This is a genomic window from Streptomyces sp. B8-7 (genome assembly GCF_058833805.1).
Window position 1 is genome coordinate 1,054,208 of the sequence record NZ_JBYRRL010000003.1, and the last position, 12,577, is coordinate 1,066,784.

11 protein-coding genes are annotated in these 12,577 nt (G+C 72.1%); 6 read left to right on the plus strand and 5 right to left on the minus strand.

The window, feature by feature from the left end:
- Positions 1-41 precede the first annotated feature (41 nt).
- Together AC5K6T_RS19755 and AC5K6T_RS19760 are read left to right on the plus strand one after the other, a co-directional pair.
- Complete coding sequence (locus tag AC5K6T_RS19755) at positions 42-452, plus strand: hypothetical protein (protein ID WP_493210746.1); 411 nt, start codon at positions 42-44, stop codon at positions 450-452.
- 137 nt (positions 453-589) lie between these two features.
- On the plus strand, positions 590-2,287 hold the full coding sequence (locus tag AC5K6T_RS19760) for a M4 family metallopeptidase (protein WP_493210747.1): 1,698 nt from the start codon (positions 590-592) through the stop codon (positions 2,285-2,287).
- 148 nt (positions 2,288-2,435) lie between these two features.
- Here AC5K6T_RS19760 and AC5K6T_RS19765 read toward each other — a convergent pair whose 3' ends face one another.
- On the minus strand, positions 2,436-3,479 hold the full coding sequence (locus tag AC5K6T_RS19765) for an EamA family transporter (protein ID WP_493210748.1): 1,044 nt from the start codon (positions 3,477-3,479) through the stop codon (positions 2,436-2,438).
- A 298-nt stretch (positions 3,480-3,777) separates the two neighbouring features.
- Positions 3,778-4,425: a hypothetical protein gene (locus tag AC5K6T_RS19770; RefSeq protein ID WP_493210750.1), complete on the minus strand. Its 648-nt coding sequence runs from the start codon at positions 4,423-4,425 to the stop codon at positions 3,778-3,780.
- Between the two features lie 269 nt (positions 4,426-4,694).
- On the opposite strand from AC5K6T_RS19770, the gene AC5K6T_RS19775 reads away from it, so the two are divergent.
- On the plus strand, positions 4,695-5,123 hold the full coding sequence (locus AC5K6T_RS19775) for a type II toxin-antitoxin system Rv0910 family toxin (RefSeq protein ID WP_493210751.1): 429 nt from the start codon (positions 4,695-4,697) through the stop codon (positions 5,121-5,123).
- Positions 5,124-5,406: 283 nt separating this feature from the next.
- Here the strand turns inward: AC5K6T_RS19775 and AC5K6T_RS19780 are convergent, their stop codons facing one another.
- Positions 5,407-6,033 (minus strand): PadR family transcriptional regulator, encoded by a 627-nt coding sequence (locus AC5K6T_RS19780; RefSeq protein WP_493210753.1) that lies wholly within the window; start codon positions 6,031-6,033, stop codon positions 5,407-5,409.
- Positions 6,034-6,655: 622 nt separating this feature from the next.
- Between AC5K6T_RS19780 and AC5K6T_RS19785 the strand changes: the two genes are divergently transcribed.
- A complete protein-coding gene (locus tag AC5K6T_RS19785; RefSeq protein WP_493210754.1) occupies positions 6,656-7,465 on the plus strand; it encodes a PhzF family phenazine biosynthesis protein in 810 nt (269 codons plus the stop codon).
- 138 nt (positions 7,466-7,603) lie between these two features.
- On the opposite strand, the gene AC5K6T_RS19790 is transcribed toward AC5K6T_RS19785, so the two are convergent.
- The gene (locus tag AC5K6T_RS19790) at positions 7,604-8,404 is read right to left on the minus strand and encodes a CPBP family intramembrane glutamic endopeptidase (protein WP_493210889.1); all 801 of its coding nucleotides are present in this window, start codon (positions 8,402-8,404) and stop codon (positions 7,604-7,606) included.
- A gap of 129 nt (positions 8,405-8,533) precedes the next feature.
- On the minus strand, positions 8,534-10,057 hold the full coding sequence (locus tag AC5K6T_RS19795) for a glutamate-cysteine ligase family protein (protein ID WP_493210755.1): 1,524 nt from the start codon (positions 10,055-10,057) through the stop codon (positions 8,534-8,536).
- Positions 10,058-10,616: 559 nt separating this feature from the next.
- Between AC5K6T_RS19795 and AC5K6T_RS19800 the strand changes: the two genes are divergently transcribed.
- Complete coding sequence (locus AC5K6T_RS19800; RefSeq protein WP_493210757.1) at positions 10,617-11,207, plus strand: hypothetical protein; 591 nt, start codon at positions 10,617-10,619, stop codon at positions 11,205-11,207.
- 333 nt (positions 11,208-11,540) lie between these two features.
- Entirely contained in the window at positions 11,541-12,494 is a 954-nt protein-coding gene (locus AC5K6T_RS19805) for an IS481 family transposase (RefSeq protein WP_493210759.1), read from the plus strand.
- The last annotated feature ends 83 nt before the right edge of the window (positions 12,495-12,577 follow it).

Below are 12,577 nucleotides of genomic sequence, written 5' to 3' on the forward strand. Positions count from 1 at the left end.
CCGACGTGAGATCCGCCATTCACTGGTTGAACGTTCCACTCGTGGAGCGAACGGAAAGCGGCGGGCGGCCGGTACTCAAATACGATGTACCGAACGCCCTTGTCCTTCCCACGGACGGAGCCGCCTATGTCGGAATCGCGGACGGGGAGTTCGCCGAAAGACTCCTCTCGCATCCCGACGTCACCGCCCTGGGCAAGGCGGAACTAAGCGGCATCGAGCCGGTTCCGGGCGTGCCGGCCACATGGGAAACCCTTGAGGCCCAGATCCCCGCTCTCGGCACGACTCACGGCGGGAAGAAGGCCGTCGGTCTCGGCGACGTGATGTCCGCACTGACGCGCCGGGTTCGCATCCACGAATGCGGGAGCTGCCGCCGGCGCAAGCGGGGGCTCAACCGCATCACCGTCTGGGGCTGGTGGCGTGACCGGCAGCCCTCCCTCCAGCCCGAAGGCTGACCCTCGGGCACGGCGCCTCCTCGGCCGCTTCGCTCGGGGAGGCGCCCCTGTCGTCAGCCGGCCCGTCAGAGCGCGGACCCCGGCGACCTGGCGACCGCCACCCTCACCCAGGACCCTCGCCACGGAAGGCGCCCGACATGGATCTGCTCACAACCTACCGCTATCACTTCGACGAGGACCCCCAGGCCGACGGCAGACCTCTGACGCCGGCGGCACTGCTCGGACCGGAAGTCTCGGACCGGTCGGTGGAGTTCAACTCGCCCGAGGCGGCGGGACGTTTCTTCCTGTCCGCGAAGCTTGGGCAGGAGGAGAGCCCGGAGCTGCACAGCCTGGTGACGGACGGCTCCCCCGCCGGGCTCGTGCCCGACCTGCTGTTCCGGGGCCAGCGCCGTCAGCCCGCCACGGGGACCACACTGGTGCGGTACGACCAGACGCACCGGGACATTCCCCTGTGGGGGGCCGAGACCGTCGTCGAGCTCGACGACCAGCACGCACTGGTCTCCGTCAACGGACGGTTCGGCAGGGTGGAGGGGCCCGGTGTGGTGCCCGCCCTGTCGGTCCGGGAGGCGTTCCAGCGAGTGGAGGCTGAGGTCGGTCGTCCGGTCGACGCGGAGGAGCTTCCGCCGGCCACACTCGCCTACTTCGGACGTGCAGACGGCTGGCGCCTTGCCTGGTACCTGCGGGAGGTGCCGGAGCCGCCTGCGGGGATGCGGCGGCCCGCGGGCATGCCGGGGCACGGTATGGACCCCTCCCCGCGCGACGACCAGCCGCTCACCGGCTTCCTCGTCGACGCGCTCACCGGGGAGATCCTGTTCGCCTTCGGCATGGCGCCGACCGCCGCGGCCCCGGCCGACCTGAAGGGCGAGGACGAGGCCGCGGTCGCCCACGACTTCGCCGGCAGCCGACAGGACGGTACCTACTACCTCGAAGAGATCGGTGCACGCCGCATATCCACCTTCGACATGGGCTTCAAGGACCTGAGCAGCACTCCGCCGCCGCCCTTGCCGGTCGGCTCACCGGACGCCGACTTCGGAGCGACGCAACGTGCCGGTGTCTCGGCCCATGTGAACGCCCAACGGGTCGCGGACTTCTACCGTGACCGGCTGCACAGGAACGGCATCGACGACGCCGGTATGGACCTGGCCTCCGCGGTCAACTGCCTGTACCGGAGCACCAGCACGACGCCCCACGCCTGGATCAACGCGATCTGGTGGAAGCGCCGGATGTGGTACGGGCAGAACGTCGTCGACGGCCGACTGGTCAGCCTGGCACGGCACTTGGAGATCATTGCTCATGAGCTCACCCACGGCGTGGTGGAGTTCAGCAGCAACCTCGTCTACCAGGGCCAGTCGGGAGCCCTGAACGAGTCCCTCGCCGACACCATGGGCGTCATCATCGCCAACTGGTACACGGCGCCGGTGCCCACCGACATGTCGGGGTGGAACTGGCAGATCGGCCCGGGCCTGGGGCACAACGGCACACCACTGCGCGACCTGAGCGACCCGCAACTGACCGGCCATCCCGACCATATGCGGGACTACGTGCACATCATCGGCGACAACGGCGGAGTGCACATCAACAGCAACATCCACAACAAGGCCATGCACCACCTGCTCACCTCGGCGGACGAGGCCGGCGAGCCGCTGCTGAGGGTCGCGGACTGGGCCCAGCTCGTGTACCTCGGGATGGTGCGCCTGATCAGGACGTCGACCTTCGCCGACATGCGCCTCGCACTGCGCGACGCCGCCCGGATCTACCTACGGCAGTGGCCCGCCCTGCGCGAGGCGACTCTCGCAGCGATCGACGAGGCCTACCGGAAGGTCGGCGTCATGTGATCCCCGAGCGCGTCCAGGCGGATCGCCCACTCCGGCGCACGCCCGCCCGGTCGCCTGCGGCGGGACACGGCACGAGGTCTTCCTGCATGACCCTCGGACGGCGCGCCGACGCGGGGAGGTGCCGCGCGGCGCGAACCGGTGAACCTCTTCAGTCACGGCGCTGGTCCTGGCGGGCCTCCGCAACCCCCGCGGACGCGGACGGCTCCGCCGGAGGCCGGGGGTCCGGACCGCCGCTCGCCACGACCTCGGCGGAGGGCCTGGCGGGGGTGGCGGACTGGGCGATGAAGGCTCCGGCGAGCACCACGAGGCCGCCCACCACCTGCGGGGCGGACAGGTGCTCCCCGAGCAGCACCCAGGCGAGGACCGTGGCGATGACCGCCTCCAGACAGGCCACCACTCCGGCGACCTGCGGCGACAGACGGCGCACCGACACGACTCCGGTGATGTAGGCGACGACCGTGGCGACCAGCACGGTCCAGGCCAGCAGAGCCGCGGCCGGAACCGGACCGCCGTCCAGCTGCGCACTGCCGCCGAGCACGGACCAGTCCATCCCCCAGGGCCGGGCGATCACGGTCAGGACGGCGGTGCCGATGAGCAGGCCGTACGCGATGACGCCGAGCGGGTCCGGGGCGCTCTCCCCGGAGTCCCCGCCCTGGTCGGACAGCACGAAATAGCCGACCTGGCAGCAGGCGGCGCCCAGCGCGAGGAGCAGCCCGAGCGCGTCGAAGCCCAGACCCGACCAGACCTCGACCACGCAGGCCAGTCCCCCGGCGGCGAGCACCACACCGAGCGCCGCGGCGCGTGTCACCGGGCGACGCTGCACGAACCGCACCCAGCCGAGGACGAGCGCGGGCGCGAGGTACTCCACCAGCAGCGCCACGCCGACCGGGACCCGGGAGATCGCGGCGAAGTAGAAGGCCTGCACACCGGCGACGGCGAGCAGGCCGAACCCGGCGAGCAGCGCCGGGCGGCGACGCAGCAGCGCGCGGTGCCGCACCGCGAGGGGAAGCATCACCAGGGCGGCGCCCGCCACGCGCAGCCAGACCACGTGCAGCGGGTCCAGACCTGCCTCGATGAGCGGCTTGGCCGCGACTCCGGATCCGCCGAAGGCGGCCGCCGATCCGAGGGCGAGGGCGAGGCCCGCACCCCTCCCGCGGACACCCGCGCTGCTGTTCGTCGTATGCACCGGCACATGATGACAGGCAACGACAGCACCGTCACGCCTTATGGCACCTGTCTCAGCGGGTGGACTCCGAGGGTTTCGGAGCGCGGACCGCGTCGAGTCCCGACTCCTTGCCGGCCATCGAGCTCCGCCTCCTCGTCCACCCTGGCGCCATGCGCCGGACTTGGCGCTGTGCGCCGGACTTGGCGCGATCCGCCATCTCCGTCATCGCCCGCAGAGGCGTCCCGCTGCGAGCCCGGTCCGGCCCCGGCCGGAAGCCACGCCCGGTCCGGCCGCCGCGGCGCCCTGCTCCGCCTCGGCATCCGGCTCAGCCCTCGCCGCGGCCGGCCTCCCGCGCGACGACCTGCGTCTCGATCCGCAGGTACAGTTCCCCCGCGTCGGCCCCGGCGCGGGTGAGCACCTCCACCGCCCGGCAGTGCGGGTCCGCGACGACGGCTGCGAGCAGGTCGAGGGCACCGGCCGGACTGCTCCGCCGGACGGCCCGCACGCGGGCCCGCTCCAGCGCGGCCGCGGCCGACGGCGAGTACCCGTCGGCGCCGCCCGGGCCACCACCGCCCGCCGCACCGACCGCACCGGGCACACCGCCCGCACCGGTTCGGCTCACATCGGCCGCGCCGGACACACCGGTCACCACCGGGATCGCCCCGGAGTCCTCCACGGCGCCCTGCCAGCGCAGCCCGTAACCGATGCTGCGCTGGACGAGGTAGCCCAGCAGGCGGGCGACCTCGGCGCCGCCGTCGAAGGCGGCGCGCACCTCGGGCCCCGACTCCAGCAGCGAGTGCAGCAGATGGGCGGTGTCGATCTGGCGGTCCCCGTCACGCAGGGCCCGTCTGCGGGCGCCGGCCAGCACCGGCACCAGCTCGGCGCCGAGTCCGGCGACGGCGTCGTCCGCGACGCGGCGGGCGGCCGGACCGCAGGTCGGCCGGCGGGGAGTACGGGGTAGCACAGGTTCCACCCCATCAGGCCCGGACGCCGAGGTCATCCGCGGCCGGAAGCATTCCGGCATCCCACGGGAAGTGGACACCCCCACCCGGCTTCTCCTCCTTGGGGATGAGATCACGCCACGCCCCCGCAGAGGGCGCGCGGCGGCTCAACCCCACGTCCCCTCGGAAACGACCGCGGCGTTGCCCGGGGGTTTCGCTTCTGACGACCCGTCAGTCTTGAAGGTTCGCGCCTCCGGGGCTACGTTCCGCGGCACCGCAGCCGACACGGAGAGGTGGTCGCATGGCCGAAGTCAGCGCGCAGGCACGGATCGAGGCCCCCGCGGAGAAGGTGTGGGCCCGCCTCACCGACTGGTCGGGGCACGGCGAGTGGAACGCGACCCACACGGACTTCCCCGCCGGCGGGCCCGAGCCCCTGGCCGTGGGCACGACCTTCACCGAGAACATGAAGCTGATGGGCTTCCCCGCCGAGGTCGCATGGACGGTCGCCGAACTGCGTCCGGCCCGGCTGCTAGCCCTGCGCGGGCAGGGCCCGATGGCGGTGACCCTCACCACCCGCTACACCCTCACCCCCGACGGCGAGGGGACCGCGGTGCGGATCGACGGGGAGTTCACGGGCGCGGCGGTCTCCCTGATGGCCGGACGGCTGCGGGACTCGGCGACGGCCGCACTGGAGGAGTCACTGCGCCGGCTCGACGGCCTGGTCACCTGACCCGGTACGGCACCGGCGGGGCGACTCGCCACGCAGCGCCACGGCAGGCTCACGGCACAGGACGACGGCGGGAACACCGAGGAGCACCGAGGCACACCGGGAACGCGAGGAACGCCAAGAGCGTCAAGAGCCCCCAGCGCACCGAGAACACCGACGGCTCCGTCGGCACAGACGGGGCCCACGGGGCCGGCCGCGCAGCCCGGATCGACGGCGCGGACGAGCCGGTTGCCGCGCGGCCCGTGCCGCGGGGCAGCCGGCTCCCGCACCGGCCGAGAGGGGTGGTTCAGTCCTCGTCCGCGAGGATGAGGTACAGCTTCTTGCGGGCCTCGTTGATGACCCCCAGCGCCTTCTCGCGCTGCTCCTTGCTGCCGGTCTTCCAGACCTGGCCGAAGGCCTCCATCAGACCGAACCCGGCCTGACGGATCTCACCGAGAGCCTCCCAGTCGACCCCGCGCCCGGCGTCCTCCCAGGGGGCCTCGGGGCCCTCCTCGGCGGCGGCTCGGCCGGAGTCGGTGAGGGAGAACAGCTTCTTGCCGCCCTCGCTCGCGCTCGCGATCAGGCCTTCGTCCTCCAGCAGCTGGAGGGTGGGGTAGACGGAGCCGGGGCTGGGCCGCCAGGCCCCGCCACTGCGCTCACCGATCTCCTGGATCATCTCGTAGCCGTGCATGGGCCGGTCCCTGAGCAGGGCGAGGATCGAGGCACGTACGTCACCGCGCCGCGCCCTTCCCCGGGGTCCGCCCCGTCCTCCGCGGCCACCCCAGGGGCCCGGCCCGAAGCCCGGCCCGAACCCGGGGCCGCCGGGACCGAACGGGCCGAACGCCCCGCGCTGCCCCTCGAAGCCATGACGGCCACGGCCGTAGGGCCCGTCCTGACGGTGTCCACGCTCGAATCCATGGGTACGCACTGTCATCACTCCATTCCATCGTCGATCAGTCGCGATGCCTCAACGATATATCGGCGAATTCTTCCCGACAACCCCCACCCCGTCGGCTGTCCCGTGTCCCGTCTCCGTCGACCTGGTCCCCGTCTCAGATGACTTGCTCCCGCCGGGCCAGGACGGTTGAGATGCCCTGGTCAGCAGTCGGGCGCACGCGGCGCGTTCGCGGTTCCGGGACCAGATCAGCTGAGATCCCGGGCTGCTTCCGTCTCAGGTGATCTGGTCGTCGCAGGTCACAGCCGTGGTCGTGGACCAGATCGTTTAGGACGGGACATCCCGTCCCGCTCGCGATCCGGCCCCTGTCTCAGGTGATCCGGTCCGCGATGCGCTCACCACGACGTTTCCCGACAGCCCGGTGGCCGAGTTCATGCTGCACATCCACGACGGCGGCACCGCCGGCTGGCCCCGGCCCGACGAGCCCTTCGACGCGGTGAGCCCGTGACGACCCGGGTCCGCTGCTTCTGGGCCACCGCTGCCCGCCGCGCGTCAGGGCTCCTCCCGGGGCGGGACGGGCCCCTGCGCCAGGGGCTCTCCGGTCCAGTGCCTGCGGATTGGCATTGGCCTGCGGCTTCGCCGCCCGTCTACGTTCATGGCCATGCAGATGCGAATCGTCGACGCCTTCACCGACCATGCCTTCGCGGGCAACCCGGCCGGAGTCCTCCTGCTGGACGCCTTCCCGGAGGACGACCGGCTCCAGAAGATCGCGCGGGAGGTGAACCACGCGGAGACCGCCTTCGCGCACCCCCTGCCGGAGGGAGGCGAGGCGGACTGGGCGCTGCGCTGGTTCACGCCGACCACGGAGGTGGCGATGTGCGGCCACGCCACCCTCGCCACGGCTCACGTCCTGAGCAGTACGGGCACGCACGAGGGGCCGGTGCGGTTCGCGACGCGCAGCGGGGTACTCCTCGCCGACCCGGGCGAGGACGGCTGGATCACCCTGGACTTCCCCACCGCCCCGCTCACCCGGGTCGACGTGCCGGACGGCCTCGCCGAGGCGCTCGGCGCCGAACCGCTGAGCTGCCTCGACGCCGGACCGCAGGTCGGTGATCTGGTGATCGAGCTGGCTGACGAGAAGACCGTCCGCGCCCTGAATCCCGATCACCGCGCCCTGGGCAGGTGTTCCTCGCGCGGCGTCATCGCCACCGCCCGCGCCGAGGACGGCGCCCACGCGTACGACTTCGTCTCGCGCTGCTTCCTGCCCAACGTCGGCATCGACGAGGACCCGGTCACCGGCAGCGCCCACACCGCGCTCGCCCCCTTCTGGGCCGAGCGCCTCGGCCGCACCGAGCTGACCGGCCTTCAGGCGTCGTCTCGCTCGGGCCTGGTTCGCACCCGTCTCACGGGTGCCCGCACGCTGCTGACCGGACGCGCCGTCACCACGATCGACGGCGAACTGCTCGTCTGAGCCGCACGGTGGCCGCGTACGGCCCTGGGACCGGGCTCGGCGGCCCGGCCGCGTACGGTGCGCCGTGGCCGAGCACGGCGGTGCGTCCGCTCGGCGGTGCCGTACGCGGCCGTGGCACCGTCGCGGCCCCGCCCGGGTTCACGCGGTCGGCAGCCAGCCGACCTTCCCGGCCAGCAGGGCGTAGCCCACGAACGCGCCGATGTCGAGCAGCGAGTGCGCCACGACCAGCGGGCCGACCCGCCCCCAGCGCCGGTAGAGGTACACGAACACCACGCCCATCACCATGTTGCCGAGGAAGCCGCCGACGCCCTGGTAGAGGTGGTACGAGCCGCGCAGTACGGAACTGGCCATGAGCGAGGAGCCCGTGGACCAGCCGAGCCGGTCGAGGCGGCGCAGCAGGTAGCCGACGACGACGACCTCTTCGAGGACCGCGTTCTGGATCGCGGAGAGGATCAGCACCGGGTACTTCCACCAGACCTCGGGCAGTGCCTCGGGCACGACGGTGAGGTTGACGCCCAGACCGCGGGCGGCCAGGTAGAAGGCGATGCCCGCGCTGCCGATCACGGCGGCGAGCGCGGCGCCGCGGCCCAGATCGGACCAGGGGCGGGTGCGGTCGAAGCCGAGTGCGCGCAGGCTGCTGCCCTCCCGCAGCAGGAGGTGCGCGACCAGGGCGACGGGGACCAGCGCGCTGGCGATCCCGAACAGCTGCCAGGCGAGGTCGAGCCAGGGGCGGCCGGGCGCGGCGGAGGCGTTGAGCGTGGCCGCCTGGTCCTTCAGACCGCCGGGCCGGGTCACCGAACCGACAAAGCTGATCAGCGAGGACACACCGCTCGCGCCGAGCGAGAGGGCCAGCACGAGCAGTGTCTCGTCCCGCAGGATCCGCCGCGGCAGCCCTTCCACCGCCCCGGATCCGCCCACCGCTCCGTCGTCCGCCTGCACCCGTGCCTCCACCTGCTCCGCACCTTGCCTCGCCTCGCCCCATCATCACCCGCCGGGAGCGACGGGAGACGTCAGGGGCGGAGCGTACGGCAGGTGCGCGGGCGGCCGCGCCGGGGACGGGAGGGCGGCTCACCGGGGCGGTACGGGCTCCGGCTCCGGCAGGCCCACCGGCCAGGTGTGCACCGGCTCGCCCCGCTGCATGAGCGCGCTGTACCGGCGGGTCGTGGCGGCCAGCGCCTCGGTGCGGGACAGGCCGGCCTCCAGGGCCTTGTGGAAGGTGGCGGCCTGCCAGGAGGCCCCGTTGACGCGGCGCCGGCAGCGCTCGTCGACCACACCGAGGCAGAGGTCGCGGTCGGCCGGTTCCACGCCCCACGCGTTCAGCCCGGCCTCGGCCAGCGGCAGCAGCTCCTCCCGGACCAGGGTCACGGCGTCGATCTCCGCCAGCCCGCCGTAGCGGCCCCGCCGGGGCCAGCGGAAGCGGGCGTCGATGCCGTGCCGGCAGGCGGCGTCGAAGTTGGCGGCCGCGGTCTCGAACGGCAGCCTGCTCCACAGCGGGCGGGACTCCTCGGCGAGCGCGCGCACCAGCCCGTAGTAGAAGGCGGCGTTGGCGACGATGTCGACGACGGTCGGCCCGGCGGGCAGCACGCGGTTCTCCACCCGCAGATGCGGGACACCGTCGGCGATGCCGTAGACGGGCCGGTTCCAGCGGTAGACGGTGCCGTTGTGCAGGACGAGTTCGGCCAGGCTCGGGATGCCGCCCGCGTCCAGCACGTCCAGCGGGTCCTCCTCGTCGCAGATCGGCAGCAGCGCCGGGAAGAACCGCAGGTTCTCCTCGAACAGCTCGTACACGGAGCTGATCCAGCGCTCGCCGAACCAGGTGCGCGGTCTGACGCCCTGCGCCTGGAGTTCGGGCGGCCGGGTGTCGGTGGACTGCAGGAACAGCGGCGGCCGCGACTCGCGCCACAGCTCCCGTCCGAACAGGAAGGGCGAGTTGGCGCCGACGGCTATCTGCGGCGCACAGGCCACCTGGGCGGCGTTCCACACGTCCGCGAACCGGCCCGGCGTCACCTGGAGGTGCAACTGCACCGAGGTACAGGCCGCTTCGGGCGCGATCGACGTCGCCGTGCACCTCAGATGCTCCACGCCGGCGATGTCGAGGGTGAAGTCCTCCCCACGGGCGGCGATGATCTGCTCGTTGAGCAGGGTGTAGCGGTCCGCCGCGGACAGGTTCGCGGACACCACGTCGTCACGGCCGAGTGTGGGCAGAATGCCGATCATCACGATACCGGCGTCGACCTCGGCCGCTTTCCGGTCGGCATATGCCAGGCCGATGCGGAGTTCCTCGGCCAGCCGGTCGAAAACACGCCCGCCCAGCCGGTGGGGGGCTATGTTGACCTCCAGGTTGAACGTGGCCAGTTCCGTTTGGAAATCGCGGCTCGCGATCCGTTCAAGGACTTGTGCATTCAACATTTTGGGCATGCCGTCGGCACCGGCGAGATTCAATTCGATCTCCACACCCATCAGGTTCCTGGGCCGGTCGAACCGCTTCTCCTCCAGGAGCCGCTCCAGTCCCCGCAGACACCGCCGGAGCTTGTCGCGGTAGCGCTGCCGATCGGACAGGTCGAACGCGCCTGCCACGACCTTCTCCCCCATCGAAGCGTCCCTCCTCGGACGGGTGGACCGGGCGGCCGGCACCGCCGGGCTCCCGGATCAGAAGGGGATGATGCCCAGCGGATGCGATCCATAACGCCTTCGCGGCCCCTCCCCCGCCGCTACTCTGGTCACATCGCGGCACCGTGACCGACGGCACATTCCAGAGGCAACACCCGGATGGTTCCAGGGGTCTTGCGACTCGTGAAAAACGCCGACAAGAATAGGCCGACCGCGGTACCGGAAGCGTCCGAGGTCACCCCTTCGCCGACACGCCGGAATCGGGAGGATTCCCACATCTCCGCGACTGGATTTACCCTTGCCCGGCTTCCCGGTCACCGCTAGACGAAACACCCGCTGAACACTTGTCGTATAAACTCTGCGCACAAGGCAGAGACGGTTGGCGCCCGCGGTCGCACGGAATCGCCCCGAGCCGGCACACGGCGAGACCGCCCGGCCCCTCGTCACGGACCCCGGCCTCCGCCTCTCTGACCTAGTGAGCAGACAGCGCCGTCCGCCCGCCCTCGCGTCACCATGCCTGTCGAATGAGAGGCGACCCACCATGCCGCTGCATGTCCCCGAGGCTCCCTCGCCTGCCCTTCGCTCCGTCCTCACGGCCCTCGGTTCCCCCACCGCCGTCCGCGAGGCCACCACCCCGTCCCTGCGCACCGCACAGGGACCGCTCACACCCCAACTGCCGCTGCCCGTGCACGTCCTGGACCGGTTCACCAGCCAGGGCGCGCCCGTCACACGGCTCGCCGGATGGCGCTTCCTGATCTTCGGCGGCGATCGCCCGCTGGCCGCCGCGGAGACCCGGCTCACGCCCGACGGCTGGACGTTCGCCCACTTCTTCGAAGGGCCCTACATCGCCTCGACCGAGAAGGCGCTGCGCCAGGCCGAGACGCTGCCCCGGGCGCATCAGCCGCGCCTGCTGTCCATCCCCGGCCTCTACATGCTGACCCTGTGGCTGCACGGCGACCCCGCCGCCGACGGGGCGGCCGGCCGCCCCACGCCGACGGACCTGCTCGTGCCGCTGGCCCCGGCACCGCCCGGCATCGCCGCCCACCGTCCCCACGCGGTCGCCGAACTGCTGCCCCTGCTGACCCTTCGGGTGGCGCCCGTCCCGCCGCCCCTGATGGGCTCACCCGCCTGAGCGTACGGACCGACGGCCCCGCCCCGCCCCAGGGCCCGGCGGGGCCGCGGCATGCCGGGCGCCGCACCGGGCCGGTGCGCGGGGACTCGTGTGCGGGACCTCGCCGGCAAGGACCTCCGGTGCGGGACATCGCGTGCGCGGGGGACCCGCGCACACCCCGCACAACAGGGGCCGGAACGCACGGCTCCGGCCTGCGGGCCCATCGTGACTAGCTGTATCGCCCCGGGAGGTTGTGGACGGGTGATGGAGGTCTCGGCTGGGACTGCTTGAACGGGTGAGGGCCTTCCGGGTTCGGTGTGGATTGCGACGTCTACACCGACCAGAAAGGCCCTCGTGCCCCACCGTAATGCACCCCTGACCGAGACCGGACGCCTGCGCCTGGCCCGCTGTGTGGTCGAGGACGGCTGGCCGCTGCGGCGGGCCGCCGAGCGGTTCCAGGTCTCGCCCACCACCGCCCAGCGGTGGGCCGCCCGCTACCGGGCCCTGGGCGAGGCCGGAATGGCCGACCACTCCTCCCGCCCGCACCACAGCCCCCGGCGGACGCCGACCCGCACCGAACGCCGGATCATCAAGATCCGGCTCCTGCGCCGGTGGGGACCGGCCCGCATCGCGCACCTGCTGGACCTGGTGCCCTCCACCGTCCACCGGGTCCTGACCCGCTACGGCCTGGCCCGCCTCACGCACCTGGACCGGGCCACCGGCCGGAACATACGCCGCTACGAACGCGAACGTCCCGGCGAACTGGTGCACGTGGACATCAAGAAGCTCGGCAACATCCCCGACGGCGGCGGCCACAAGACCCTGGGCCGCCAGGCCGGCCGCAAGAACCGCCGGAACGCCGGCTACAGCTACATCCACACCGCCGTCGACGACCACTCCCGCCTCGCCTACAGCGAGATCCTCACCGACGAGAAGAAAGAAACCGCCACCGCCTTCTGGACCCGGGCCCACGCCTACTTCACCGGCGTCGGGATCACCGTCGAGCGCGTCCTGACCGACAACGGCTCCTGCTACAAGTCCCACGCCTGGCGCGACACGCTGACAGCGGCCGGGATCACCCACAAACGAACCCGGCCCTACCGGCCCCAGACCAACGGCAAGGTCGAACGCCTCAACCGCACCCTGCTCGACGAATGGGCCTACGCCCGCCCCTACCGCTCAGAACAGGAACGACGCGACGCCTTCCCCCAGTGGCTGCACACCTACAATCACCACCGCGGACACACCGCGCTGAAGGGCAAACCACCCGCCAGCCGCGTCCCCAACCTCACAGGGCAATACAACTAGCCCGTTGCGGCCAGGACGAACCATCCAAAAGGACGGTGCAGTTGAACTGAACCATCCACCCGGGTGACGCGTCATGATGCTGT